Annotated in this window: 27 protein-coding genes and 3 tRNA genes; 14 read left to right on the top strand and 16 right to left on the bottom strand. The window is 69.2% G+C overall.

Annotation, left to right across the window (positions count from 1 at the left end; genetic code table 11):
• Positions 1-12 precede the first annotated feature (12 nt).
• The 3 genes from mmaA4 (at position 13) to AWC19_RS26610 (ending at position 2,914) form a co-directional block, all read left to right on the top strand.
• A complete protein-coding gene (mmaA4, locus tag AWC19_RS26620; protein WP_085081072.1) occupies positions 13-906 on the top strand; it encodes a hydroxymycolate synthase MmaA4 in 894 nt (297 codons plus the stop codon).
• 83 nt (positions 907-989) lie between these two features.
• Positions 990-1,688 (top strand): YciI family protein, encoded by a 699-nt coding sequence (locus tag AWC19_RS26615; protein ID WP_085081071.1) that lies wholly within the window; start codon positions 990-992, stop codon positions 1,686-1,688.
• Between the two features lie 8 nt (positions 1,689-1,696).
• Entirely contained in the window at positions 1,697-2,914 is a 1,218-nt protein-coding gene (locus tag AWC19_RS26610) for an RNA polymerase sigma factor (RefSeq protein WP_085081070.1), read from the top strand.
• A gap of 49 nt (positions 2,915-2,963) precedes the next feature.
• On the opposite strand, the gene rplA is transcribed toward AWC19_RS26610, so the two are convergent.
• The 12 genes from rplA to AWC19_RS26550 all read right to left on the bottom strand — a co-directional run bounded on the left by rplA (position 2,964) and on the right by AWC19_RS26550 (position 7,982).
• Positions 2,964-3,671, bottom strand: coding sequence for a 50S ribosomal protein L1 (rplA, locus tag AWC19_RS26605; protein WP_085081069.1), 708 nt, complete (start codon positions 3,669-3,671; stop codon positions 2,964-2,966).
• Between the two features lie 121 nt (positions 3,672-3,792).
• Complete coding sequence (gene rplK, locus AWC19_RS26600) at positions 3,793-4,221, bottom strand: 50S ribosomal protein L11 (protein WP_085081068.1); 429 nt, start codon at positions 4,219-4,221, stop codon at positions 3,793-3,795.
• 38 nt (positions 4,222-4,259) lie between these two features.
• Positions 4,260-4,967, bottom strand: coding sequence for a transcription termination/antitermination protein NusG (gene nusG, locus AWC19_RS26595; protein ID WP_085081067.1), 708 nt, complete (start codon positions 4,965-4,967; stop codon positions 4,260-4,262).
• 30 nt (positions 4,968-4,997) lie between these two features.
• Positions 4,998-5,480 (bottom strand): preprotein translocase subunit SecE, encoded by a 483-nt coding sequence (gene secE / locus AWC19_RS26590; protein ID WP_085081066.1) that lies wholly within the window; start codon positions 5,478-5,480, stop codon positions 4,998-5,000.
• A gap of 91 nt (positions 5,481-5,571) precedes the next feature.
• Positions 5,572-5,644, bottom strand: a tRNA-Trp gene (locus AWC19_RS26585).
• Between the two features lie 154 nt (positions 5,645-5,798).
• Entirely contained in the window at positions 5,799-6,299 is a 501-nt protein-coding gene (gene hadC, locus AWC19_RS26580) for a (3R)-hydroxyacyl-ACP dehydratase subunit HadC (RefSeq protein ID WP_085081065.1), read from the bottom strand.
• A gap of 4 nt (positions 6,300-6,303) precedes the next feature.
• Positions 6,304-6,732: a (3R)-hydroxyacyl-ACP dehydratase subunit HadB gene (gene hadB / locus AWC19_RS26575; RefSeq protein WP_003903106.1), complete on the bottom strand. Its 429-nt coding sequence runs from the start codon at positions 6,730-6,732 to the stop codon at positions 6,304-6,306.
• Positions 6,719-7,171, bottom strand: coding sequence for a (3R)-hydroxyacyl-ACP dehydratase subunit HadA (hadA, locus tag AWC19_RS26570; RefSeq protein WP_276043402.1), 453 nt, complete (start codon positions 7,169-7,171; stop codon positions 6,719-6,721). The genes hadB and hadA overlap by 14 nt, the downstream gene beginning before the upstream one ends.
• A gap of 47 nt (positions 7,172-7,218) precedes the next feature.
• Positions 7,219-7,386 carry a 50S ribosomal protein L33 gene (gene rpmG / locus AWC19_RS26565; protein ID WP_003898538.1) on the bottom strand — a complete coding sequence of 56 codons (168 nt, stop codon included), beginning with the start codon at positions 7,384-7,386 and terminating at the stop codon, positions 7,219-7,221.
• 57 nt (positions 7,387-7,443) lie between these two features.
• Positions 7,444-7,517, bottom strand: a tRNA-Met gene (locus AWC19_RS26560).
• A 36-nt stretch (positions 7,518-7,553) separates the two neighbouring features.
• Positions 7,554-7,626 (bottom strand) — tRNA-Thr (locus tag AWC19_RS26555).
• A gap of 146 nt (positions 7,627-7,772) precedes the next feature.
• Positions 7,773-7,982 carry a type II toxin-antitoxin system VapB family antitoxin gene (locus tag AWC19_RS26550; RefSeq protein ID WP_085081063.1) on the bottom strand — a complete coding sequence of 70 codons (210 nt, stop codon included), beginning with the start codon at positions 7,980-7,982 and terminating at the stop codon, positions 7,773-7,775.
• 108 nt (positions 7,983-8,090) lie between these two features.
• Here AWC19_RS26550 and AWC19_RS26545 point away from each other — a divergent pair, with 108 nt between their 5' ends.
• From AWC19_RS26545 to AWC19_RS26525, 5 genes are all read left to right on the top strand, one after another.
• Entirely contained in the window at positions 8,091-8,804 is a 714-nt protein-coding gene (locus AWC19_RS26545) for an MBL fold metallo-hydrolase (protein WP_085081062.1), read from the top strand.
• A gap of 133 nt (positions 8,805-8,937) precedes the next feature.
• Positions 8,938-9,771: a hypothetical protein gene (locus AWC19_RS26540; RefSeq protein WP_085081061.1), complete on the top strand. Its 834-nt coding sequence runs from the start codon at positions 8,938-8,940 to the stop codon at positions 9,769-9,771.
• 29 nt (positions 9,772-9,800) lie between these two features.
• Positions 9,801-10,496: a crotonase/enoyl-CoA hydratase family protein gene (locus AWC19_RS26535; RefSeq protein ID WP_085081060.1), complete on the top strand. Its 696-nt coding sequence runs from the start codon at positions 9,801-9,803 to the stop codon at positions 10,494-10,496.
• Between the two features lie 60 nt (positions 10,497-10,556).
• Positions 10,557-13,025, top strand: coding sequence for a molybdopterin oxidoreductase family protein (locus AWC19_RS26530; protein WP_085081059.1), 2,469 nt, complete (start codon positions 10,557-10,559; stop codon positions 13,023-13,025).
• The gene (locus AWC19_RS26525; protein WP_085081058.1) at positions 13,022-13,501 is read left to right on the top strand and encodes a hypothetical protein; all 480 of its coding nucleotides are present in this window, start codon (positions 13,022-13,024) and stop codon (positions 13,499-13,501) included. Before AWC19_RS26530 ends, AWC19_RS26525 begins: the two co-directional genes overlap by 4 nt.
• A gap of 157 nt (positions 13,502-13,658) precedes the next feature.
• On the opposite strand, the gene cynS is transcribed toward AWC19_RS26525, so the two are convergent.
• A complete protein-coding gene (cynS, locus tag AWC19_RS26520) occupies positions 13,659-14,114 on the bottom strand; it encodes a cyanase (protein ID WP_443677525.1) in 456 nt (151 codons plus the stop codon).
• A gap of 100 nt (positions 14,115-14,214) precedes the next feature.
• Here cynS and AWC19_RS26515 point away from each other — a divergent pair, with 100 nt between their 5' ends.
• Complete coding sequence (locus AWC19_RS26515) at positions 14,215-15,291, top strand: HNH endonuclease (protein ID WP_085081057.1); 1,077 nt, start codon at positions 14,215-14,217, stop codon at positions 15,289-15,291.
• A gap of 54 nt (positions 15,292-15,345) precedes the next feature.
• Here the strand turns inward: AWC19_RS26515 and AWC19_RS26510 are convergent, their stop codons facing one another.
• Positions 15,346-16,095: a class I SAM-dependent methyltransferase gene (locus AWC19_RS26510; protein WP_085081096.1), complete on the bottom strand. Its 750-nt coding sequence runs from the start codon at positions 16,093-16,095 to the stop codon at positions 15,346-15,348.
• Positions 16,096-16,146: 51 nt separating this feature from the next.
• The gene (locus AWC19_RS26505) at positions 16,147-16,662 is read right to left on the bottom strand and encodes a nitroreductase family protein (protein ID WP_085081056.1); all 516 of its coding nucleotides are present in this window, start codon (positions 16,660-16,662) and stop codon (positions 16,147-16,149) included.
• A gap of 92 nt (positions 16,663-16,754) precedes the next feature.
• On the opposite strand from AWC19_RS26505, the gene recC reads away from it, so the two are divergent.
• Genes recC through AWC19_RS26480 form a run of 5 tightly spaced genes read left to right on the top strand, consistent with a single transcriptional unit; the run spans position 16,755 to position 25,712 of the window.
• Positions 16,755-20,066, top strand: coding sequence for an exodeoxyribonuclease V subunit gamma (gene recC, locus AWC19_RS26500; RefSeq protein WP_085081055.1), 3,312 nt, complete (start codon positions 16,755-16,757; stop codon positions 20,064-20,066).
• Positions 20,066-23,371 carry an exodeoxyribonuclease V subunit beta gene (gene recB / locus AWC19_RS26495; RefSeq protein ID WP_085081054.1) on the top strand — a complete coding sequence of 1,102 codons (3,306 nt, stop codon included), beginning with the start codon at positions 20,066-20,068 and terminating at the stop codon, positions 23,369-23,371. Before recC ends, recB begins: the two co-directional genes overlap by 1 nt.
• Positions 23,368-25,131: an exodeoxyribonuclease V subunit alpha gene (recD, locus tag AWC19_RS26490; RefSeq protein ID WP_085081053.1), complete on the top strand. Its 1,764-nt coding sequence runs from the start codon at positions 23,368-23,370 to the stop codon at positions 25,129-25,131. Before recB ends, recD begins: the two co-directional genes overlap by 4 nt.
• Positions 25,132-25,155: 24 nt before the next feature.
• Positions 25,156-25,431 (top strand): SDR family NAD(P)-dependent oxidoreductase, encoded by a 276-nt coding sequence (locus tag AWC19_RS26485; RefSeq protein ID WP_085081052.1) that lies wholly within the window; start codon positions 25,156-25,158, stop codon positions 25,429-25,431.
• Positions 25,416-25,712 (top strand): SDR family oxidoreductase, encoded by a 297-nt coding sequence (locus tag AWC19_RS26480; RefSeq protein WP_142281433.1) that lies wholly within the window; start codon positions 25,416-25,418, stop codon positions 25,710-25,712. Before AWC19_RS26485 ends, AWC19_RS26480 begins: the two co-directional genes overlap by 16 nt.
• A gap of 61 nt (positions 25,713-25,773) precedes the next feature.
• Here AWC19_RS26480 and AWC19_RS26475 read toward each other — a convergent pair.
• On the bottom strand, positions 25,774-26,091 hold a 318-nt coding region (locus tag AWC19_RS26475; RefSeq protein ID WP_142281432.1), incomplete at its 5' end, for an HNH endonuclease signature motif containing protein.

Below are 26,091 nucleotides of genomic sequence, written 5' to 3'. Positions count from 1 at the left end.
ACAAGAAGGAAAATGGCTGATCAACCGAGCCCGACGAAGACGCGGACGCGCCAATTCAAGGACATTCAGGCGCACTACGACGTCTCCGACGATTTCTTCGCCCTGTTCCAGGACCCGACCCGGACCTACAGCTGCGCGTACTTCGAGCCGCCGGACCTGACGCTCGAGGAGGCGCAGTACGCCAAGATCGACCTCAACCTGGACAGGCTCGACCTCAAACCGGGCATGACGCTGCTGGACGTCGGCTGCGGCTGGGGCACCACGATGAAGCGCGCCGTCGAGCGTTTCGACGTCAACGTGATCGGGTTGACCCTGTCGAACAACCAGCACGCCCGCTGCGAGCAGGTGCTGGGGGCGCTCGACACCGACCGCTCCCGCGAGGTGCGCCTGCACGGCTGGGAGGACTTCAACGACCCCGTCGACCGGATCGTGTCGATCGAGGCGTTCGAGCACTTCGGGCACGAGAACTACGACGACTTCTTCAAGCGCTGCTACGACATCATGCCCGACGACGGCCGCATGACGATCCAGAGCAGCGTGGGCTATCACCCGTTCGACATGGCGGCACGCGGAAAGAAGCTGAGCTTCGAAACGGCGCGCTTCATCAAGTTCATCATCACCGAGATCTTCCCGGGTGGCCGGCTGCCGTCGGCCGAGATGATGGTCGAGCACGGCGAGAAGGCCGGTTTCGTTGTGCCGGAATCGCTTTCGCTGCGTCCGCACTACATCAAGACGCTGCACATCTGGGGCGACGCGCTGGAAGCCAACCGGGAAAAGGCCATCGAGATCACCTCCGAAGAGGTCTACAACCGCTACATGAAGTACCTGCGCGGCTGCGAGCACTACTTCACCGACGAGATGCTCGACGTCCGGCTGGTGACCTACCTCAAGCCGGGCGCCGCCTAGCTGTCGGATCGGGGCTGCGCCGTTCGTCGAGTAGGTAGAGAGTGGAACACAGGGTTTCGCTCACTACCGAAAGGTGACGACACATGCAGTACTTCGCCTTGTTGATCAGCAGGGAACAAGAGCGCACGCCCGACGATGCGGCCGCCGCGATGGCGGAATGGGAAAGCTTCCACGCCCAGGCCGGCCCCGCGATCAAATCCGGAGATGCGCTGGCTCCCGCCGCCGCGGCGGCGGTCATCACCGGCGGCCCGGATTCCCCGGTCGTCACCGACGGGCCCTTCGCCGAGGCGGCGGAGGTGGCCTGCGGTTTCTACATGTTCGAGGCGGAAAACCTCGACGAGGCGCTGGCCCTGGCCCGCGACGTCCCGATCGCCCGGTTCGGCGCCGTGGAGGTGTGGCCCACGGTTCACTCGGTCGACCTGTCCCGCAAGCTCACCGGGAATGACTGGCTCGCGCTGCTGCTGGAACCGGCGCCATCCGCACACACGCCCGGCACGCCGGAGTGGGAGGCGGTGGCGGCAAAGCACGCCGACCTGCACGCCGCCGCGGGCGATCACATCATCGGCGGCGCCGCGCTGCACGACAAGTCCACCGCGACGACCGTGCGGGTGCGCGACGGCGAGGTGTTGATCACCGACGGCCCCTACGTGGAGGGCGCCGAGATCGCCACCGGGATCTATCTCCTCGACGCCGCGGACCGCGACGAGGCGGTCAAGCTCGCTTCGATGATCCCCGCGTCGACCGTGCAACTGCGGCAGCTGGCCGGGGTGTCCGGGCTCTAGATGAGCCAATGACCAACCTGGACGGCGTCTTTCGGCGGGAGTGGGGGCCGACCGTCGCCGCGCTCGCGCGGTGGTCCGGTGACCTTACCGTCGCCGAGGACGCCGTCCAGGAGGCCTGCGCCGAGGCGCTGCGCACCTGGCCCGGCGACGGGGTCCCCGATCATCCAGGCGGCTGGCTGCTGACCGTGGCCCGCAACCGCGCCCGGGACCGGCTGCGCCGCGAATCGGCGCGCCCGGGAAAGGAATTGGCGGCCGTGGTTGACCAGATCCGAGCCCGCACCGATCGCGCCGACCCGCACCCGGTCGTCGACGACGAGCTGCGGATGATGTTCACCTGCGCGCACCCGGCGCTCGACCGGCAGTCGCAGCTGGCGCTCACCCTGCGGCTGGTGTCCGGGTTGACCGTCGCCGAGATCGCCCGGGCGCTGCTGCAGACCGAGGCGGCCGTGGGCCAGCGAATCACGCGCGCCAAGAACAAGATTCGCCATGCCAAGATTCCGCTGCGGGTGCCACCCGCCGAGCTGCTGGGCGAGCGCACACCGCACGTGCTCGGCTGCATCTACTCGGTGTTCACCGAGGGCTATTGGTCGACGGCCGGCCCGTCGGCGATTCGCGACGAGCTGTGCGACGAGGGGGTCCGGCTGGCCGGCGAGCTGTGCGCGCTGATGCCCGACGAGCCGGAGGCCCACGCGCTGGCCGCCCTGATGCTGCTGCACGATTCGCGGCGCGCCACCCGGGTCGACGACGCCGGGGCGCTGGTGCCCCTCGACGAGCAGGACCGCCGGCGTTGGGACCGCGCCCGCATCGCCCGCGGCCTGGACCGGTTGCGGCGGGCCCAGGGGTCGACGGGCCCGTACCTGCCGCAGGCGGTCATCGCCGCGCTGCACGCGACGGCGCCGTCGTGGGAGCAGACGGATTGGCCCGCGATCTGCGCGGCCTACGACCGGTTGGTAGGGCTGACCGACTCCCCGGTGGTGCGCGCCAACCGCGCGCTGGCCGTCGGATTCCGCGACGGCCCCGGCGCCGGGCTGGCCGCCCTGGACGAGGTGGCCCACGATCCCCGGCTCAGCCGCTCCAACCTGGTCGCGACCGTGCGAGCCGACCTGCTGCGGCGCGCGGGCCGGCCCGCGGAGGCCCTGACGTGGTATCGAATTGCGTTGGACGCCAACGGTTCCGAGCCGGGCCGCGACTTCCTGCGGCGGCGCATCGCCGAGTGCGGGGGCTAGCGCCCGGTCCTCACGGGTTACGCCTCGGGATCGACGGTCGGCGGTGGGGCTACGCCTCGGCGAAGTTGCGGGTGATCGCCGGGTCCACCGGAATGCCGGGGCCCGTTGTCGTCGACACGGTGATCTTCTTCAGATAGCGGCCCTTCGACGACGACGGCTTGAGCCGCAGCACCTCGTCGATCGCCGCGCCGTAGTTCTCGGCCAGGGCCTTCTCGTCGAAGGACGCCTTGCCGATGACGAAGTGCAGGTTGGCCTGCTTGTCGACGCGGAAGTTGATCTTTCCGCCCTTGATGTCGGCGACGGCCTTGGCGACGTCGGGGGTGACGGTGCCGGTCTTGGGGTTCGGCATCAGGCCGCGCGGACCCAGGATGCGCGCGATGCGACCGACCTTGGCCATCTGGTCGGGGGTGGCGATCGCGGCATCGAAGTCCAAGAACCCGCCCTGGATCTTTTCGATCAGGTCGTCGCTGCCGACGATGTCCGCGCCGGCGGCCTGCGCCTGCTCGGCCTTGTCGCCGACCGCGAACACCGCGACCCGCGCCGTCTTCCCGGTGCCGTGCGGCAGGTTGACCGTGCCGCGGACCATCTGGTCGGCCTTGCGCGGGTCCACGCCGAGCCGGACCGCCACCTCGACGGTCGCGTCCTGCTTGGCCGACGACGTCTCCTTGGCGAGCTTGGCGGCCTGCAGCGGGGTGTAGAGGGTGTTGCGGTCCACCTTCTCGGCGGCGGCGCGATATGCCTTGCTGGTCTTGCTCATTAATTCATCCAATCGGGTGTTGGGTCGTGGTTGGCGGGCCGAAGCTGGCCCTCCCACGCTGTTGATTTTGTCGGACTTCTCCACGGGCCGCCACCGGCCCGCATCGTCGTCCGACGGGTTGCTACTCGACGGTGATGCCCATCGACCGGGCGGTGCCGGCGATGATCTTGGCGGCGGCGTCGACGTCGTTGGCGTTGAGGTCGGCCTTCTTGGTCTCGGCGATCTCGCGCACCTGGTCCCAGCTGACCTTGGCCACCTTGGCCTTGTGCGGCTCGGCGGAGCCCTTGGCGACGCCGGCGGCCTTGAGCAGCAGCTTGGCGGCCGGCGGGGTCTTCAGCGCGAAGGTGAAGCTGCGGTCCTCGTAGACGGTGATCTCCACCGGGATGACCTGACCGCGCTGGTTCTCCGTCGCGGCGTTGTAGGCCTTGCAGAACTCCATGATGTTGACGCCGTGCTGGCCGAGCGCGGGCCCGACCGGCGGGGCGGGGTTGGCCTGCCCGGCCTGGATCTGCAGCTTGATCAGCCCAACGACTTTCTTCTTCGGGGCCATGAGATGTCGGTTTTCCTTCCTGCGGACTTGTGTGGGGTCTAAATCTTCGAGACTTGGCCGAACGTCAATTCGACTGGGGTTTCACGGCCGAAGATCGACACCAGCACCTTGAGCTTCTGCTGTTCGGCGTTGACCTCGCTGATGGTGGCCGGCAGCGTGGCGAACGGTCCGTCCATGACCGTGACCGACTCGCCGACTTCGTAGTCGACTTCGACGGCCGGACGTTCCAGCCCGCCCGCCTCGGCGACCGCGGCGGTGCTGGCCGCGCCCTTGGCGGCCTTCTTCGTCGCGCCCCGCGGCAGCAGGAACTTCACCACGTCGTCGAGCGCCAGGGCCGACGGGCGTGACGTCGCGCCGACGAACCCGGTCACTCCCGGGGTGTTGCGCACGGCGGCCCACGAGTCGTCGGTCAGGTCCATGCGCACCAGGATGTAGCCCGGCAGCACCTTGCGGTTGACCTGCTTGCGCTGGCCATTCTTGATCTCGGTGACCTCTTCGGTGGGCACCTCCACCTGGAAGATGTAGTCGCCGACGTCCAGGTTTTGCACGCGGGTTTCCAGGTTGGCTTTGACCTTGTTCTCGTAGCCCGCGTAGGAGTGGATGACGTACCAGTCGCCGGGCTTGCTGCGCAGCTCCGCCTTCAGCGCGGCGGCCGGGTCGACCTCCTCGGCCGGCTCTTGGGGCTCGGCAGCCTCCTGCAGGTCGACCGCTTCACCCGCGGACGTGTCACCGTCGAAGGTAGTCACGGTTGTAGTCCTCTCTATCACTTTCGAAGCTCAGCCGAACACCAGCAGCACCAGCTTGGCCAGGCCGAAGTCGGCGAGGCCGACCAGCGCCACCATGAAGGCCAGAAACGCCAGCACCACCGACGTGTAGGTGAGCATCTGCTTGCGGTTCGGCCAGATCACCTTCCGCATCTCCGCAACGACCTGCTTGAGGTAGTTGTAGACGAACACGAACGGGTTGGCCGAGCGCTGCCCGGCTTTCTTCGGCTTCTTGGCCGCCTTGGCTTTCTTGGTCTTGTCGGTCTTGCCGGTCTTGGCTTCGTCGCCGGCCTCGGCCTCCTCCGTCGACTCGGTCCCGAGCACGTCGGCATTGGCGGGGCGTTGCCGCGACCGTTTGCCGGTAGGCCGCTGTGGCCGCGCCACAGGCTTGGTCACCACCGCCGTCCGGCCGCCGCGCGCGCCGCCGTCCTCGGCGTCGCCGCCGTCGCGTGCGGCGTCGTTGGCAGCACCGATGTCGGGGCCCTCGTCGCTCACCGCATGCTCCTTTGTTTGCTAGTGTCCCGCGAACCGTCCCATCTTGGTGGGCACTTCTTCCAGTGTCCACCATGGCGGGGTCCGCCGTCAGCAGGGGCGACAGGACTTGAACCTGCAACCTGCGGTTTTGGAGACCGCTGCTCTGCCAGTTGAGCTACGCCCCTTCGCGGTTGGCAGGCCAACCTGCGCTTACCTAGCGGGGCTTACATGACACGCGCGCCCCCCGAGTGTTCTACTCACGGAAAGCGCGCTGATCGCTGGGAAAACCCCGAGGTCCGAGTGTACTCGATTCCCATTAGGGCAGGAAATCGTTGCTGATTACGCCGTCCTGACGACCTGTCCCGATTCCTTGTCCCACTTGAGCCTGGCGGACTCTTCGCCCTGCTGCCCCATCAGCGTGGTGTAGGCCTCCAGCACCAGCTCGCCCTCGTCGTTATGGCAGATGTTCTTGGTGACGACGATGTCAGCGCCGAAACGCTCGTCCACCGAGTGGATGTCCATCCGCGCCCACAGCTTGTCGCCGGCCAGGACCGGCTTGTGGAACAAAAACCTCTGGTCCACCTGGACGATCTGCATGGTCTCCATGCCTACGTCCACGTGGCGGAAGAAGTCCAGCTGCACCAGCTTGGCGAAGATCGTCACGAAGGTCATCGGGGCGACGATGCCGTCGTAGCCGAGCTCGGCGGCCGCCGCCTCTTCATAGTGCGCGGGGTGGTCGTTTTTGATGGATTGCGCGAACTGGCGGAGTTGTTCGCGGCCCACGATGAAGTAGTCCGGGTACCGCCAGATCATTCCGCGGATATCGGTCTTGAGGGCCATCGGGTTACGCCAGTTTCGCCGACGCGATGGCGCGGCCGAAGATCTTCTTGCCCCCGGTGGTGGCGGTGAGCGCAATCGTCACCGACTTGCTCTCCGGATCCACCGACTTCACGCGGCCGTTGAAGACCAGCTCGGCGCCCTTGCCGTCGTTGGGCACCGGGACCACGGCGGTGAACCGCACGTTGTACTCGGTGACCGCCCCCGGGTCGCCGACCCACGAGGTGACGTAGCCACCGCCGATGCCCATGGTGAGCATGCCGTGGGCGATCGCGGTGTCCAGCCCGACGACCTTGGCGATCTCGTCGTCCCAGTGGATCGGGTTCAAGTCGCCCGAGACCCCGGCGTAGTTCACCAGATCCTGGCGCGTCAGGGGGTAGGTTTTCTCCGGAAGCTGGTCACCCACTTTCACCGAGCTGAACTCACGCAGCGCCATCAGTAAATCCCTCTTCTCCATCCTCGCCGGCACGGCCCGCCAGGGTCGTGTAGGTCTCCTGCACGATGTCACCGGCCTCGTTGGTGACGATGTTCTTGGTCACGATGATCTGCGTCCCGTGCGCCTCACGCACCGAGTCGACCCAGACGTCGCAGTAGAGCTTGTCGCCGTCGACGATGGGCAGCTTGAACCTGAGCACCTGGTCGACCTGGACGATCTGCTGGTCGGTGACCGTGATGCCCGCGTACTTGAAGAACGCCGACTGAGCCTTGTAGCCGAAGACGCTGATGAACGTCGGCGGCGCCACCAGTCCCTTGTACCCCAGTTCGGCCGAAGCGTCCTCCTCGAAATACGCGGGATCGTCGTTTTGCACGGCCACCGCGTACTCGCGGATCTTTTCCCGCTCCACCTCGTAATGATCGGGATAGCGGTAGTGCATCCCGACGATGTTCGTGGTCAACGGCACGGGTCTAGAACCTACCTAAGCTAGCGCGTCTCGCGGTGCGCCTGGTGCTTGCCACAGTTCGGGCAGAACTTCTTCAGCTCGAGCCGGTCGGGGTCGTTGCGGCGGTTCTTCTTGGTGATGTAGTTGCGGTGCTTGCACACCTCGCACGCCAACGTGATCTTTGGCCGCACGTCGGTACTGGAAGCCATGACGTTTCTCTCCCGGATCCTGCTCGCGGTCTCTGGCCGCGCTGCGTTGTTGTGTTGTAGCGATGGCCGGACTCGAACCGGCGACCTAACGATTATGAGTCGTTCGCTCTAACCGACTGAGCTACATCGCCTCTGCTACGCGCCGCCAGCCTGCCCGGCGTCCGCCGAGCCCCCTAACGGAATCGAACCGTTGACCTTTTCCTTACCATGGAAACGCTCTACCGACTGAGCTAAGGGGGCCGTTCACCCAAGCGACAGTCGTGCCGCGGGCCTAAAAGAGGGTACAGCCTGGCGCGCAACGGCACCAAACCAGCGCCTCTGGGCCGGCGGCGGCCAGAGCCGTTGGCTGTTATTGGGTCTTAAAAAGATTCGGCGGCGGCTGACGTTCACCCGCCATCGCCGCCGCGGCGGGGTTGCCACGCGCTGAGGTCGCTGAACTCGTCGTACTCGTCCTCTTGCGCATCCTCTGCGCCCGCTTCGCCGAGCAAGGTCCGCAACGCGAGGTGCACGGCCTCCCGCGCGTCAGCCAGATGGAACCGACGTATGGCCTCTTGGACCAGCTCGTTGTCGATTTCGATCTCGACCCTCTTCTTCATGTGCCAACAATACCCATTGCCCATTACGGCAACCGACGGCCGACGGCCCAATTCCGGCAAAGTCCGCCCGAATACCAAGTCGCCCCGACGAGTCAATAGTCTGGTCATGTGTCAACCGATCGGCTGTACTTCCGCCAACTGCTCTCGGGCCGCGATTTCGCGGCCGGCGACGTGTTCGCCACGCAGATGCGCAACTTCGCCTACCTGATCGGCGACCGTGCGACCGGGGACTGCGTGATGGTGGACCCGGCGTACGCCGCCGGCGACCTGCTCGACGCGCTCGAGGCCGACGGCATGCACCTGTCGGGCGTGCTGGTGACACACCACCACCCCGACCACGTGGGCGGGGCGATGATGGGCTTCGAGCTCAAGGGCCTGGCCGAGCTGCTGGAGCGGGCGCCCGTGCCGGTGCACGTCAATACCCATGAGGCACTTTGGGTTTCGCGGGTCACCGGCATCGGGCTCGGTGACCTCACCGCCCACGAAAGCCACGACAAGGTCAGCGTCGGGGACATCGAAATCGAGCTGCTGCACACCCCGGGCCACACGCCCGGCAGCCAGTGTTTTCTGCTCGACGGCCGCCTGGTCGCCGGCGACACTTTGTTTCTGGACGGCTGCGGGCGCACCGACTTTCCCGGCGGCGATTCCGACGAGATGTATCGCAGCCTGCAGCGGCTCGCCGCGCTGCCCGGGGACCCTACGGTGTTTCCCGGGCACTGGTATTCGGCGGAACCGAGCGCCTCGCTATCGGAGGTCAAGCGCTCCAACTACGTGTATCGGGCCACCGATCTGGATCAGTGGCGAATGTTGATGGGCGGCTAGCGCACCGGGTCAACCAGCAACCAATTTGTGCGCCGCGATTACGCGGTCGGCAATACACGGCGAACGCCTCTACTATCGGTCCAGCGAAATATCCGGCCACGGCCACTGTGATATAAGCGGAAGGGTGGATTCCATGGGGTGGGTCCAGAACGGTTGGCACGGGGTCACCAATGTGGGGTCCAGCACCTGGCTTGCGTGGGCGGCGTGGGCGGCGATTCTGCTGGCTATCGTGGCGCTTTTGTTCGCCAACCGGCAGCTCAAGCTGAATCGGCGGCTGGCCGCCGAGAAGGTCCGGCCCCACGTCGCGATGTTCATGGAGCCCCATCCCGCCGACTGGCACGTGATCGAGTTGGTGGTCCGGAATTTCGGGCAGACCGCCGCCTACGACATCCGGTTCTCATTTCCGAATCCGCCGACGGTGGCCGAATACGAAAATGCCGCCGACGGTTACGCCGACGTCGTCGAACTGCAGTTGCCGCGCGAGTTGCCGGTGCTCGCTCCGGGACAGGAATGGCGCATGGTGTGGGATTCGGCGCTCGACCGAGCCGAAATCGGGACCGGGATCGAGTCTCGCTTCACCGGCACGGTGATCTATTACGACCGCCCCGAGACGCCGCGCGGTTGGCGGTTCTGGCGGCGCGAGCGGCCCCGGCTGCAGACCGACGTCGTGCTGGACTGGGACGCGCTCCCGCCGGTGCAGCGCATCGAGCTGATGACGACGCACGACCTGGCCAAGCGGGAAAAGCAGAAGCTGGAGCTGCTGCGCGGCCTGCTCACCTACTTCCACTACGCCAGCAAGGAAACGCGCCCCGAGGTGTTCCGCAGCGAGATCGAACGCATCAACGGCGCCGTCCAGGAGACGCAGGAGCGGTGGCGCACCCGGCTGCTCGACGAGCCCACCGACGTGAGCGTGCGCTGGGGCAACGCCGAAGCCGACCTCGGCAAGCACCGCGGTCAGCACGTCTGACGCACCCAGCATCGAAAAAGGGAGCACCCATGAGCGGCCCGGTTTACTACAGCCACCAGGACTCCATCGCGGTCATAAGGATGGACGACGGCAAGGTCAACGCGCTGGGCCCGACGATGCAGCGGGCCCTGGGCGAGGCGATCGACCGCGCCGAGGGCGACGACGTCGGGGCGCTGGTGATCACCGGCAACGAGCGCGTGTTCAGCGGCGGGTTCGATCTGAAGATCCTGACCTCCGGTGAGGTGCAGCCCGCGATCGACATGCTGCGGGGCGGCTTCGAGCTGGCGTATCGGCTGCTGTCCTACCCCAAGCCGGTGGTGATGGCCTGCACCGGGCATGCCATCGCGATGGGCGCGTTCCTGCTGTCGTCCGGCGATCACCGGGTCGCGGCCCACGCGTACAACATTCAGGCCAACGAGGTGGCGATCGGCATGACCATCCCGTACGCCGCCCTGGAGATCATGAAGCTGCGGCTGACCCGGTCGGCCTACCAGCAGGCCGCGGGCCTGGCCAAGACCTTCTTCGGCGAAACCGCCCTCGCCGCCGGCTTTGTCGACGAGATCGTGCTACCCGAGATGGTGGTCAGCCGCGCCGAGGAGGCCGCGCGCGAATTCGCCGGCCTGCACCAGCAGGCCCACGCCGCGACCAAGCTGCGCGCCCGCGCCGACGCGCTGTCGGCCATCCGCGCCGGCATCGACGGGATCGAAGCCGAGTTCGGCCTCTGAGGCCGCGGGCTGCCTGGTCAGCAAGGTTTTGCGGGCCGCCGGCCGGGTACGCGTTCGGGCGTGGCTGTAGACCGGATCGCCGAACCCTGGGGCACACGTACGCCGTACGAACCCGGCACCCGGTGGCCGGATCGCGTCGACACCTACCTGGCCGACGGGGTCACCCCCGAGGCGGTGGACCGGTGGGTGCAGTCGGCGGCGGTGTTGCACTCCAACGGCGACGGCCTGGACATCGCCGTGAAGGACGGCCGGATCGTGGGCGTGCGAGGCCGCGCCGTCGACCGGGTCAACCACGGCCGCCTCGACCCCAAGGATTTGTTCGGCTGGCAGGCCAACGCGTCCGACGATCGGCTGCGGGCCCCGCTGATCCGCGTCGGCGGCGAGTTGCGGCCGTGCGACTGGGACACCGCGATGGGCCGTATCGTCGCGCGCAGCCGGGAGCTTTTGGACACCTTCGGCCCCAGCTCGATCGGCTTCTACACCTCGGGGCAGTTGTTCCTCGAGGCGTATTACACCCAGGCGGCGATCGCGCACGGCGCGATCGGCACCAACCACGTCGACAGCAACACCCGACTGTGCACCGCGACCGCGGCCGAGGCGCTGAAGGAATCGTTCGGCTGCGACGGGCAGCCCGGGTCCTATGCCGACGTCGATCATGCCGACGTCATCGCGCTGTTCGGCCACAACGTCGCCGAGACGCAGACGGTGCTGTGGGCGCGGATGCTGGACCGGTTGGCCGGCGACGCACCGCCGGCGATCGTGTGCGTCGACCCCCGGCTCACGCCCGTCGCCCGGCGCGCCACCGTGCACCTGGCCCCGCTGCCCGGCACCAACGTGGCGTTGATGAACGGCCTGTTGCACGAGATCATCGCCCACGGCTGGATCGACCGGGACTACATCGACGCGCACACAGTGGGTTTCGAGGAGCTGCGCGGGCGGGTCGAGGAGTTTCCGCCCGGGCGGGTCGCCGAGATCTGCGGCGTTTCGGCCGACGACATCCGGGACGCGGCGCGGCTGCTGGGCACCGCGGAGCGGCTGCTGTCGACCGTGCTGCAGGGCTTCTACCAGTCCCACCAGGCAACCGCTGCGGCTGTGCAGGTCAACAACATCCACCTGGTGCGCGGCATGCTCGGCAGGCCCGGCTGCGGCGTGTTGCAGATGAACGGGCAGCCGACCGCGGAGAACACCCGCGAGTGCGGCGCGGACGGGGACCTGGCCGGTTTCCGCAACTGGTCCAACGACGCGCACATACAAGAGCTGGCGAAGCTGTGGAACCTTGCGCCGCTACAGATTCCGCACTACGCGCCGCCCACGCACGCGATGCAGATGTTCCGCTTCGCCGAAGAGGGGACCCTGCGGATGCTGTGGGTCACCGCGACCAACCCGGCGGTGTCGCTGCCCGAGCTGCCCCGCATCCGCGACATCCTGTCGCAGGAGCGGCTCTTTTTGGTGGTGCAGGACATCTTCATGACCGAGACCGCCGCGCTGGCCGACGTGGTGTTGCCCGCGGCGGCCTGGGGCGAAAAGACCGGCACGTTCACCAACGCCGACCGCACCGTGCACCTGTCCGAAAAGGCTGTGGAGCCACCGGGTTCCGCGCGCTCGGACCTCGAGATCTTCCTAAACTACGCGCGGCGGATGGAATTTCGCGATTCCGACGGCCAGCCGTTCCCACCCTGGACCGATCCGGAGTCGGCATTCGAGGCGTGGAAGAAGTGCAGCGCGGGCGGGCCGTGCGACTACACCGGCCTCAGCTACGAGAAGCTCAGGGGCGGCAGCGGTATCCAATGGCCTTGCAACGCAGAGCATCCCGACGGGACCGAGCGCCTGTACGGCGACGCGAAATTCTGGGCGGCACCGGACTACTGCGAGGCCTACGGCAAGGATCTGATCACCGGGGCGCCGCTGCAGCCGGACGAGTACCGCTCGATGAACCCCTTCGGCAAGGCCATCATCAAGGCGGCCGAATACGTGCCCCCACACGAGCGGCCGAGCCCCGACTACCCGTTCGTGCTGATCACCGGCCGCACCGTGTACCACTTTCACACCCGGACGAAGACGGCGCGGGCGCCGCAACTCGAGCTGGCCGCGCCCGACGTGTGGGTCGAGGTCTCGCAGCGTGACGCGGACCGCCTCGGCATCGGGGAGGGCGACGCCGTCGAGGTGAGCACGCCGCGCGGCGCCGTCAGGTGCGCCGCGCGGATCTGCGGGATCCGGGACGGCGTGCTGTTCGTGCCCTTTCACTACGGCTACTGGGATCTGGAGCGGGACGGGGTCGGCGACCGGGGGCATCGGCGGGCCGGGAACGAGCTCACGCTGACCGATTGGGACCCGGTGTCCAAGCAGCCGATCTACAAGACGGCGGCCGCCCGGTTGGCAAAGCGCCGGCATCGGCGCGCGGCGACCAACGGCGCCGCGGCGGCGCCGACCACCGCGGCGTCCGCACCGGTCAACGGCGCCGTGCCCGCCACCGTGGGCGGGGCCGCGGCCGGCGTGGCCGAGGTGCTGCCGACGGGAGCCGGGCGGTGAAACTCGCATTGGCGATCCGGGAGCTGCACCGCTCCGAACGCAAGCTGGCCCACGAACTCCACGTGATGGCCGCGCGCCACCACAGCGACCAGGACATCTGTCATTTGGCGCAGGACTTGGCCGGCTGGTCGCGGCGGCACCTGCGCGAGCTGGCCGGGCACGGCCGCCACTACGGGCTGCGGCTGTCCGCCGAGCCGCGCACCACCGCGTTGACGGGCTTTCTGCAGTCGCGGGTGAGCGGCGTGCTGCGGCACCGACCCGAACCGGGGCTGCTGCTGCTGGCCGACCTGCGCCGGCTCCATCGCGTGGCCGCGGGGGTGTCGCTGGACTGGGAGCTGCTGGCCCAGGGCGCCCAGGCGGCCAAGGATTCCGAGCTGCTCACCCTGGCGTCGCGCTGTCACCCTGAGACGCTGCGCCAAATGCGCTGGGCCAACGCGATGCTCAAAGAGCTCTCACCGCAGGTGCTGATGAACTAGAGATGGCGAACGCGGTGGCCGGTAAAAGACCTGACCACCGCGCTGCTCGCCTCCTCGACGCAAGTGTGACACGTGCGCGCCGCGCAGTCACTTCACCCCGGGCGGCGCACCCCGCCCGGGGGGCGCCTCGGCCGCCGCCGAGCTTCGTCGGCATGGCTCATTCATTGGCCGAAACCCATTGGTAGGGAAGCCATTTCCCGTCGAACGTGACCACGACGCGGTCGCCGGACGGGTGCGGTTTCTTCTGCAGGTCGACGCTGAAGTTGATCGCGCTCATGATGCCGTCCCCGAACTGCTCGTGGATCACTTCCTTGATGGCGCCGCCGTACACCTGCAGGGCTTCGTAGAAGCGGTAGATGGTCGGGTCGGTCGGCACGGCGGTGGGCAGGCCGCCGCGCATCGGGGGCGCGGCCAGCACGGCCACCGCCGAGTCGTCGAGGTCGAGCATCTTCACGAGGACCTTGCCGAGCTCCGCGGGTATCGGATGCTGGCCCAGCAGCGCCGAGGTGGTCCACACCACCGGCCTGCCGATCGCGTCGGCCAGCTCCTGCCAGGAGAGCCCCTTCGCCAGGCGCGACACCACGATTTGTTCGGTAAGTTCGTTTCTCGTCATGGGAATCAGCATGCACCCGCATTTGGCCCGACGCAGCGAATCTTCTTTGGCATACTGAAGGTTCATGCGATTCCACCCAGCACGCCCGAACTGAGGCGACATGGCTGAACCGGTCGACCCGCTGCTGTTAGGTCAACGCGTGGTGGCGATTCTGGAGACCGGGCTGCGAACCGCAACGTACAAGCTCGCTACATTGATGGCCTTGCTCGATCATTGCATCGAGCACCTTCCCGAGGACCCCGCCGACACGTTAAGTGTGCCGATCCCAGATTTGGCGCGCCGAGTCCTCGAAATTTATTGGCGTCAGGTCCGGCCGTTCGACGGGCGGGAGCTTAGGCAGTCGACGCAACCCCGGGCGCGGATCCTTATTGCGGTCAATGAATTCCGCGGCGTTGTGGGCGGTGGCACGTCGATCGATGTCGCAATGCTTCGACACCCTGCGGTCTACCAGGCAACTATCGACGAAATCACCCTTTGTTTGGCGCAGCAGCCGCTACACCGCCTACAACGATTGCCGGGCAAAACAACTAGTGATGACTTTCTCTACGACGACTCATTCCTGCATGACCAGATCTCACGTAGGACGCTACGCGCGCACGGGGACGCCGTGGAGCTCAAACCGGGCGTCGCATACGGGCTGGCAAGGTTGGCGGGCCTGTTGAAGCCGGCGCTGGAAATCATGTGGGTCGAGGACGTACGAAGGATGAACAAGTTCCTCGACGAGAACGTCCCGGATATCGCTGGCCACCTCTTCGGACGGGAACGCATCGCGCTAGCTGCGGTCCGCGGACCATTTATAGACGCCTTTGGCGCGCACTGCTTCTATTGCGGTTCGCATTTGCACGCAAACAACCCGATCGACCACGTTCTGCCTTGGTCGTTAGTGGGCATCGACGGCCCGGCCAATCTGGTCCTTGCGTGTAGCCGCTGCAATGGCGACAAAGGGAACCTGCTGCCCGCCGTCGACATCGTCGACCGAGTCCTCGCGCGCGATCGTCAGGTGCTCGACGACATCGCAGCGGAGCTCCAGTGGCCGACCCAACGCGACCGGGTGGTCGCTGCCGCCCGCGGGTTGTATCGGGGACAGCCACACGGCGTGCCCACCTGGGCGGGCTACCGCGAGACCACGGTCCTCGATATCAGCTACCCACCGTGGTGGATTCGGGTTACCAGATGAGCAGCCACGTCTGCGACAAACGACCCCTCTATACCGTTGGCCCGGCTCTAGGCCTTAGCCCGGTTTGGTGGCGGTGACCAGGCGCGTGGAGAACCAGGGACCGCCATACCACATGCGCCATCCGAGGTTGCGGCGCTTCACATTTCGCCAACCCAGTGCGCGCAGATGATCGGCGTGCTGACGGGTCTCCCACAGGTCGGCGATGGCCAGCCGGCCTCCCGGGCGCAGCACGCGAACCGCCTCGTCCAAGGCCTGGCGGCGGCCGGCGCGGGCCGGGATGTTGTGGATGGCCAGGCTGCTGACCACGACGTCCACGCTTTCGTCGGGCAGCGGCAGGGCCGTCATGTCGGCGGTGCGCACCTCGACCCGGTCGGCGACGTCTTCCAACGCGGCGTTGGCCAGCGTGGCGTCCCGCGAGTTGCCGGTCTGGTCGGCGTGCCACAGGTCCACGCCGATCGCGTGGCCCCGCGGCAACCGCTTGGCGGCCGCCAGCAACACCGCGCCCCGTCCGCACCCGAGGTCGAGCACCGTTTCGTCGCCGCGCAGCCGCAGGTCGTCAAGGACCCGGTCCCACACCACGAACTTGCCCGAGCGCGTCGCGTAGATGTACCACGTCAGCATCGAGATCAGCGCGGCGGCAAACGCGCCGCCCAGCGCCCCCGCGACCCGCCTGCCGCGCGCCAAGCTCATCCCGCCCCACACCGCCAGGGCGGCCGCTTGGGCGACGACACCGATCGCCTGCCCGCGCGCCGAGACGGTCTTGAATGACCCGTCGATGCCGTACTCGCCCCGATGGTCGGGCACGATCACCACCTTACGACCCGCCCAGGCGCCGAACGCTTTTCGCGGCGCCGATCACCAACGACCGCGATGCACGACCTCGGCAAAGGGCCGCCGATCGGGCTTGCGAATCGGGGTGAGCGGGCGGTCGGCGGGATAGCCGATGCCGAGCAGGAACGCGACCTGGTGGTCTTCGGGAACGCCCAGGATGGCCCGCGCCCTGTCCTGATCCCCCACCGACGAATGCCCGGTCCCGATCCCCAGGTCGGTGGCCGCGATCATCATCGCCATCGTGGCCTGACCGATGTCGTAGGTGTCGGTGACCAGCCGGCGCTCGTCCGGCGGCACGGGCACCACCAGCGCGATGGCGGCCGGGGCGGAGGCGATATGACCCGCCCCGCGCCAGACCGTCGACAGCTCCTGCAGCTGGGCCCGGTCGGTGACGATGACGAAGTCCCACGGCTGCCGGTTCTTGGCCGAGGGGGCCCGCCAGCCCGCCTCGGCGATGCGGTTCAGGTCGTCGTCGGAGACCGGCTCCTGCCTGTACTGCCTTACGTTGCGCCGCGCGCAGATCGCGTCCCAAGCTTCCATGTCGTTCCCTTAAGTCCTTCCTGCCGGTTTTCAGGCTAGTCGTCCGCGATTGGTCGCCGCTTCGTCGGTGCCAGGCTCTAGGGTGGCGCTCGATGGCGCTTCATCTTCACCGTGCCGAACGCACCGACCTGCTCGCCGACGGTCTCGGCGCCCTGTTGGCCAGTCCCCCGGCCGACCCCTTCGCCGAGGACCTGGTGCTGGTGCCGGCGCGCGGCGTCGAACGCTGGCTGAGCCAGCGGCTTTCGCACGTCCTGGGATGCCGGCCCGGGCAGGGCGACGGCGTGTGCGCCGGGGTGACGTTTCGCAGCCCGGCTTCGCTGATCGCGGAGATTTTGGCGATCACCGGCACCGCTGGCGACGTCGACCCGTGGTCCCCCGAGGCGATGGCGTGGCCGTTGCTGGAGGTCATCGACGCCAACCTCGACGAGCCGTGGTTGGCAACGCTTGCAACGCATTTGGGGCACTTCCACACCGGCGAGGAGGCCGAGCTGCGCAAGGGACGCCGCTACGCCGTGGCGCGCCGGCTGGCCGGGCTGTTCGCCTCCTACGCCCGGCAGCGTCCCCAACTGCTCGTCGACTGGTTGGACGGCAACACCGCCGGGCTCGACGCCGACCTGGCCTGGCAGCCGGAACTGTGGCGCGCGCTGGTCGAGCGCGTCCCAGCCGAGCCCCCGCACGTCCGCCACCGGGCGGCCGTGGCGCGGCTGCGGGACGGGCCGAGCGACCTGCCGGCGCGGCTGTCGCTGTTCGGTCACACGCGGCTGCCGGCCACCGACATCGAGCTGCTCGACGCGCTGTCGGCCCACCACGACCTGCACCTGTGGCTGCCCCACCCCAGCGACGAGCTGTGGCGCGCGCTCACCGGCATCGCCGGCCCAATGCCCCGCACCTGCGACACCAGCCGCCGCCGCGCCCACCACCCGCTGCTGCAGACGCTGGGCCGCGACCTTCGCGAGCTGCAAACGGTGTTGCCGCCGGCGCGCGCGACCGACGAATACCTCGGGCCCGCAAGGCAACCCGAGACCTTGTTGGGCTGGTTGCAGTCCGACATCGCGGCCAACGCGGTCCGGCCCGGGCGCCGGGTGCTGGCCGCCGACGACCGTTCGGTCCAGGTGCATGCCTGCCACAGCACCGCCCGGCAGATCGACGTGTTGCGGGAGGTGCTGCTCGGATTGTTGCAGGACGATCCCACGCTGGAACCGCGCGACATCATCGTGATGTGCCCCGACATCGAAAGCTGCGCGCCGCTGATCGTCGCCGCCTTCGGCCTGGGCGAACTTTCCGGCCCCAACCACCCCGCGCACCGGCTGCGGGTGCGGCTGGCCGACCGCGCCCTCACCCAGACCAACCCGCTCCTCGGGGTGGCCGGCGAGCTGCTCACCATCGCCGGCGGCCGCGCCACCGCCACCGAGGTCCTCAACCTGGCGCAGGCCGCGCCGGTGCGGGCGCGATTCGAATTCACCGACGACGACCTCGACACGATCGCCGGCTGGGTGCGCGAGTCCGGTGTTCGCTGGAGCTTCGACACGCGGCACCGCAAGCCGTACGGGCTCGACCACGTCGTGGGAAACACCTGGCGCTTCGGCCTCGACCGGATCCTGACCGGGGTGGCGATGTCCGACGACTCGCGGGCGTGGCTGGCGACCGCCCTTCCGCTCGACGACGTCGGCAGCAACCGGGTCGAGCTCGCCGGGCGGCTCGCCGAATACGTCGACCGGCTGCAGTCGGCGGTCGACTCCCTGCACGGCGCCCGCCCGCTGGCCGAGTGGATCGACGCGCTCGCCGACGGTGTCGCGAAATTGACCCGGGTAAACGCCGCCGACGCCTGGCAGTCGGGGCAGCTCCACCGCGAGTTCGCAACGATATTGGCGCAAGCCGGTTTCCGCGGCGACGCCCGGCTGCGGTTGTCCGACGTTCGGGCCCTGCTGGCCGAGCGCCTCGCGGGGCGGCCCACCCGCGCCAACTTTCGGACCGGGACGCTGACCGTCTGCACGATGGTGCCGATGCGCTCGGTGCCGCACCGGGTGGTGTGCCTGGTGGGCCTCGACGACGGCGTGTTCCCGCGGTCCGCGCTGCCCGACGGCGACGACGTGCTGGCCCGCGCGCCGATGACCGGCGAGCGCGACATCCGTTCGGAGGACCGGCAATTGCTGCTCGACGCGGTGTGCGCGGCGACCGAGACGCTGGTCATCACCTACACCGGCGCCGACGAGCACACCGGACACCCGCGGCCGCCGTCGGTGCCGCTGGCCGAGCTGCTCGACGCGCTCGACCGGACCACCCCGGCGCCGGTGCGCGACCGGGTGCTGACCGAACATCCGTTGCAGCCGTTCGACATTCGCAACGTCACGCCCGGCGAGCTGCTGCCGGGCCAACCCTTCACCTTCGATCCGACCGCCCTGGTGGCGGCCCGGGCCGCCGCCGGCGAACGACACCCACGGCCGCGCTTCTTCACCGATCCGCTCCCCCAGCCCGCGCCCGACGACGTCGTCCTGGCCGACCTGCTCGCCTTTCTGCGCGATCCGGTCAAGGGCTTCTTCCGCGCGCTGGATTACGCGTTGCCCTGGGAGGTCGACGAGATCAAAGACGAGATGCCCGTCGAGATCGACAACCTGGAGGAGTGGTCGGTCGGCGACCGCATGCTGCGAGACATGTTGCGCGGCTTGGATCCCGGTAAGGCCGCCGAGGCCGAATGGCGCCGGGGCACCCTGCCGCCCGGGCAGCTCGGGTGGCGCAAAGCCAAAGAGATCCGCGGCCGGGCCGCCGAGCTGGCCGCCGAGGCGCTGCGGCATCGCGTCGGGGTGCCCGCCGCCCACGACGTCGACCTCCCGCTGGGCGGCGGGCGGCGGCTGACCGGCACGGTGAGCACGGTGTTCGGCACCCGCACGGTGTCGGTCACCTACTCCAGGCTCGGCGGCAAGCACCTGCTGGAATCCTGGGTGCCGCTGCTGGCCTTGAAGGCGAGCGACCCGCGGCGGGACTGGACCGCCCTGTGCGTCGGGCGCGGCCGGCGAGACGATCGGATCGAGCGCCGGCTGCTGGGCCCGCCGCCGGACTCCCTCGCTGCCCTGCGCGAGCTGGTGCGGCTGTACGACACCGGCCGCTGCGAGCCGCTACCCCTGCCGTTGCGGACGTCGTTCGCCTGGGCGGAGGCGCGCAATGCGGACCGGGACCCGCTGCGGGCCGCGGGATACCGGTGGAACTCCCAGAACAACTTTCGCGGCGAGAACGCCGAGCCCGCACACGTTAGGGTGTGGGGCCCAACGGCTCGGCTCGACGCGCTGCTGGGGCCGCCGCGCCCCGGCGAGGAGGTCCCCGGCGAGACCACGCGGCTCGGCGCCCTGGCCGCCCGGCTGTGGGCGCCGCTGCTGCGTTCGGAACGCTCGGCGCGGGAGCTGGGCTGATGGAGCGCTTCGATCTGCTCGGCCCGCTGCCGGCCAGCGGCTCCACGACGGTGCTGGAGGCCAGCGCGGGCACCGGCAAGACCTTCGCGCTCGCCGGGCTGGTGACCCGCTTCATCGCCGAAGGGGTCGGCAAGCTCGACGAAATGCTGCTCATCACCTTCAGCAAGGCCGCCAGCCGGGAACTGCGGGAACGTGTCCGTTGCCAGATCGTCGAAGCCGTCGCGGCACTGGAGGGTTCGATGCCCGGCCGGCTCACCGACCTGCTCGCCCACCTGACCGCGGGCACCGACGCCGAACGCGGCGAGCGGTGCGCGCGGCTGCGTGACGCGCTCTCGGACTTCGACGCCGCCACGATTTGCACGACGCATCAGTTCTGTCATCTGGTGCTCAAATCGCTTGGGGTGGCCGGGGATACGGACACCGACGCGACGCTGGTGGAAAGCCTCGACGACCTGGTCGCGCAGATCGTCGACGACCTGTACCTCGCACACTTTGGATCGCAGCGCGACGAGGTGGCCCTGAGTCGCCGCGACGCGCTGGCGCTGGCCCGGACGATCGTCGAGGACCCCTGCGCGCAGCTGCGACCGCAGCACCCCGACCCGCAGTCCGTGGCCGCGGTCCGGCTGCGTTTCGCCACCGACGTGCTGGACCAGCTCGAACTGCGCAAGCGCCGGCTCGGCATCTTCAGCTACAACGACCTGCTCAGTCGCCTGGCCGGCGCCCTGAAAAGCCCTGGCGGGTCGGCCGATTCGGCCGCCGCCGACCGGATGCGCCGCCGCTGGTCGATCGTCATGGTCGACGAGTTCCAGGACACCGATCCGATTCAATGGGAGGTCGTCGACCGCGCCTTCAACGGCCATTCCCGGCTGGTGTTGATCGGCGACCCCAAGCAGGCGATCTACGGCTTCCGGGGTGGCGACATCTACACCTATTTGCGGGCCGCCGAAACGGCTGGCGAGCGCCGCACGCTCAGCGTGAATTGGCGCAGCGACAAGGCGCTCGTCGACAGCCTGCAGACGCTGCTGCGCGGCGCCGCCCTGGGCGACCCCAACATCGTGGTTCATGACGTGGAGGCGCGCGTCGGCGGGCACCGGTTGCGCGGCGCGCCGCACAACGCGCCGTTTCGGCTGCGGGTCGTCAAACGCGCGGCCTTCGGTTGCGAGCAGGACCGAACCATTTCCATCGACCGGCTGCGTCGCCACATCCCGGCCGATCTCGCCGCCGACGTCGCCGCCCTGCTGGCCAGCGGCGCCACCTTCGACGGCAACCCGGTCCGCGCCGGCGACGTCGCGGTCATCGTCGAATCGGGCAAGGACGCCCGGGCCTGCCAAACGGCCTTGACGCAGGCCGGGATTCCCGCCGTCTACACCGGCGACGGCGACGTGTTCGCCGCCGATGCGGCCAGGGACTGGCTGTTGCTGCTCGACGCGTTCGACCAGACCCACCGCGCCGGGCTGGTGCGGGCCGCGGCCGCGACGGTGTTCTTCGGCAAGACCGCCCGCGATCTGGCCGCCGGCGGGGACGACCTCACCGACCGGATCGCCGCCACGCTGCGCGATTGGTCCGACGAGTTGCGCAATCGCGGGCCCGCCGCGGTGTTCGAGGCCGCGCAGCTGGCCGGCATGGGCCGCAGGGTGCTCGCCGAGCAGGGCGGTGAGCGCACCATGACGGATTTGGCCCACATCGCCGAGCTGCTGCACGCCGTGGCCCACCGGGACCGGCTGACGCTGCCGGCTCTGCGCGACTGGCTGCGCCGGCAGTGCGAGGAGCGCGCGGGAGCGCCCGAACGCAGCCGACGGATCGACAGTGACGCGGCGGCGGTGCAGATCCTGACGGTGTGGGGCGCCAAGGGATTACAATTTCCCATCGTCTACCTGCCGTTCGCGTTCAACCGGCACGTCTTCATCGACGACATTCCGCTCTACCACGACGACGACGGCGTCCGGTGCCTGTACGTCGGCGGCCCGGGCGGTGCCGACCGCAAACGCATCGAGGCGTTCAGCCGCGCCGAGGCGGCCCGCAACGACATCAGGCTCACGTACGTCGCGCTGACGCGGGCGCAGTCGCAGGTGGTGGCGTGGTGGGCGCCCGCCAAGGACGAGCCGAACGGCGGGCTGTCGCGGCTGCTGCGGGGCCGACGCCTGGGAGAGGCCGAGGTCCCGGATAGCTGTGTGCCCCCGACGATTTCGGACGAGGACGCCCTGGCCTGCCTTCGCGAGTGGGAGGCCGCGGGCGGCCCGGTGATCGAAGAGTCGTCGGTCCTCGACGCGCTGGCGGCGCATCGCCCGGCACCGCCCGGCGAGCTTGCGGTGCGGCACTTTCACGCCTCGATCGACACCACGTGGCGGCGGACGTCGTACTCGGCGCTGGTGCGCGGCGCCGAGGAGTCCCCCGACCCCGGCGTGGGCAGCGAACCGGAAATGACGCCGCGCGACGACGAGATCGACGACGCCGCCCTGGCCGTCGCCCCCGAGGCGCCGGCCGCCGGCGCCGACGTCGTCTCCCCCATGGCGGAGCTGCCCGCCGGCGCGACGTTCGGGTCGCTCGTGCACGCGGTGCTCGAAACCGCGGATCCCTTCGCCGCCGACCTCGCGGCCGAACTCGAAGACCACGTTCGCAAGCACTCGGCCTGGTGGCCCGTGGACGCCGAGCCCGCGGCCGTGGCGGCGGCGCTGCTGCCCATGCACGACACGCCGCTGGGCCCGCTGGCGGCGGGGCTGACCCTGCGCCAGATCGGCCTGCGGGATCGGTTGCGGGAGTTGGACTTCGAGATTCCGTTGGCGGGCGGCGACCGCCGCGACGCGGTTTCGCCGGTTCGCCTCGCCGACCTCGGCGCGCTGGTTCGTGAGCACCTGGCGCTCGACGACCCGCTGGCGAGCTACAGCGACCGGTTGCTGGCGGACGCGCTCGGCGGCCAGTCGCTGCGCGGCTACCTGTCCGGGTCGATCGATGCGGTGCTGCGCCTGCCCGGGCAGCGCTACGTGGTGGTCGACTACAAGACGAACATGCTGGGCGCCACCGCGGCCGACTACGGCTACCCCCGGCTGGCCGAGGCGATGCTGCATTCGGACTACCCGTTGCAGGCGTTGCTGTACACCGTTGTGTTGCATCGCTTTCTGCGTTGGCGCCAACCCGGTTACCGGCCCGAGCGGCACCTGGGCGGTGTCTTGTACCTGTTCGTGCGGGGCATGTGCGGGCCGCACACCCCGACCGTCGGCGGCCACCCCACCGGCGTGTTCGGCTGGCAACCGCCGGCCGCGATGGTGACCGCGGTGTCGGATCTGCTGGACGGGGTCCGGGCATGAGCGTCGGCGACCTGGACGATGCCCTGGACTGGCGGATCGCGCTCGGCGCCGACGCCGCCCTGCGGCCGTTCAATGCGGCCGGGGTGCTGGAGTGCGCCGACGTGCATGTGGCCCAACGCATCACGGCGCTGGCCGAGGAGACCGATCACGCCGTGGCGCTGGCGGTGGCGCTCGCCGCCAGGGCGCTGCGCGGCGGCTCGGTGTGCGTCGACCTGACGACGGTGGCCGACGACGCCGGCGTCGGCGGGCTGCCGTGGCCGGACCCGGTTGGCTGGCTGGCGGCGTTGCGGGCCAGCCGGTTGCTGAGCGATCCGCCCGTCCTGCGCCTGTACGACGACCGGCTGCTGTACCTCGACCGCTATTGGCGCGAGGAGGAGCAGGTCTGCGCCGACCTGCTCAGGCTGTCGGTTCCCGCGGCGCAACCCGACCTGTCCGGCCTGGATCGGCTGTTCCCGCTGCCGAAGTACTCCGAACAGCGGGCGGCGGCCGAAATCGCGGTCACCCAAGCGGTCACGGTGCTGACCGGCGGGCCCGGCACCGGCAAGACCACCACGGTGGCACGGCTGTTGGCGCTGCTCGCCGAACAGGCGGAGACCTCGGGCGCCACCCGCCTGCGGATCGCCATGGCCGCGCCCACCGGCAAGGCCGCGGCCCGGTTGTCCGAAGCCGTGGCGGCCGAGGTAAGCAAGCTCGAAGACGTTGATCGCCAACGGCTTTCCGGCCTGCAGGCGGTGACGCTGCATCGGCTGCTGGGCAGCCGCCCGGACACCTCGGTGCGGTTTCGGCACCACCGCGGCAATCGGCTGCCGCACGACGTGATCGTCGTCGACGAAACGTCCATGGTGTCGTTGACGATGATGGCCCGGCTGCTGGAGGCGGTGCGCCCGGACGCGCGGCTGATCCTGGTCGGTGACGCCGACCAGTTGGCCTCGGTGGAAGCCGGCGCGGTGCTCGCCGATCTCGTCGACGGCCTGTCCGCCCGCCGCGATGTGCGGGTGGCGGCGCTGCGCACGTCGCACCGGTTCGGCGAGACCATCGGGGCCCTGGCCGAGTCGATCCGGGCCGGGGACGCGGATCGCGCAGTGGCACAGCTTCGTTCGGGCGATGACGATGTCGAATTCGTCGAATGCGCCGACCCCTCGACGCCGCTGCGTGGGGTCCTGCTGCCGCACGCCTTGCGGCTGCGCGAGGCGGCGATCACCGGCGACGTGCCGACGGCGCTGGCGACGCTCGACGAGCACCGGCTGCTGTGCGCGCACCGGCGCGGCCCGTTCGGAGTGCAGTACTGGAACCGGCAGGCGCAGCGGTGGCTGGCCGAGGAGACGGGTCAGCCGGCGTGGTCGCCGTGGTATCCCGGGCGTCCGCTGTTGGTGACCGCCAACGACTACGGCCTGCGCGTCTACAACGGGGACACCGGCGTCGCGGTCGCCGGTCCCGAGGGTTTGCGGGCGGTCATCGCCGGCGCCGCCGGCCCGCTCGACTTCGCGACCAGCCGGCTGGCCGACATCGAGACCATGCACGCCATGACGATCCACAAGAGTCAGGGCAGCCAGGCCGACGAGGTCACCGTCCTTGTCCCGCCGCAGGATTCGCGGTTGCTGACCCGTGAGCTGTTGTACACGGCGGTGACCAGGGCGAAGGCCAAGGTGCGCGTGGTGGGCACCGAGGCGTCGGTGCGGGCCGCCATCGAGCGGCGCGCGGTGCGGGCGAGCGGCCTGCGGCTGCGGTTGCAGGAAGCGCCGCCCGGCACAGCCCGTTGAGGACCGCCCCGGCTCGCGGCCCGCATCGAGGAGCTTGGCGCGCGGGTCGATCTGCTGGTGAACAATGCCGGGTTGGGCATCTACACGAAGTTTGGCGCCGAGGGGCGTGACAAGGAACTGCAAATGCTTCGCGTCGATGTCGAGGCGGTGGCGGACCTGATGCCGCGCTACTTGCCCGGCATGGTCGAGCGGGGTCGCGGGGCGATCATCAACCTCTCGTCGGTGTCGGGGGTTCCAGCCGGCGCCGTACAACGCCGGCTACGCCGCGGCCAAGGCGTACGTGGTTGTCGGAGGCGGTGAACGCCGAGGTCGCCGGCACGGGCGTGACGGTCACCGCGGTTTGCCCCGGTCCGGCGCCGACGGAGTTCCAGGCCACCAACGATGCCGACTGCGTGGTGACCCGGATACCGTCGTTCGCCCATGTGTCCGCCGAGCGGGTTGTCGCCGACGCGCTCAAGGCGGCCGACCACGGTCGCGGGTCCGTCGTCCCGGGACCGCACGTAAAGCTCGCACTAGGGTCGGCCCGGTTCCTGCCCACCCCGCTGGTATTGCCCGTCGTGGCGCGAATGATGAAGCGGTAGTGGAGGATTACCGGGCTGACGCCCGATCCTCCACCCGTTGTGCGCCAACGTGTTTGGCCCGTCAGTTGGTGGGTGGTGGTTTTGGCTCGAAGGGCTGGTACCACCACCAGTCGGCGCGCTCGCCGAGCGGCCCGCGGCACGGTGGCACGTCGGGCGGGGGGAAGTTCGGGGGACGCGCCAGCGATGCGGGGCTTAGCGTCTCGCCGGTGTTGTCGGTGACGACCAGATCGTCGGGGTGCCCGCCGATGGTGATGACGCCGCGGTGGTGTAACCGGTGGTGATAGGGGCACAGCAGCACCAGGTTGGCCAACTCGGTGGGGCCGCCGTCTTCCCAGTGCCGCAAATGATGGGCGTGCAGGCCCCGGCTGGCCCCACAGCC

Origin of the sequence: Mycobacterium palustre (assembly GCF_002101785.1) — a bacterium.
Lineage (GTDB): Bacteria > Actinomycetota > Actinomycetes > Mycobacteriales > Mycobacteriaceae > Mycobacterium > Mycobacterium palustre.
This window is presented reverse-complemented; position numbering and strand designations above follow the sequence as displayed.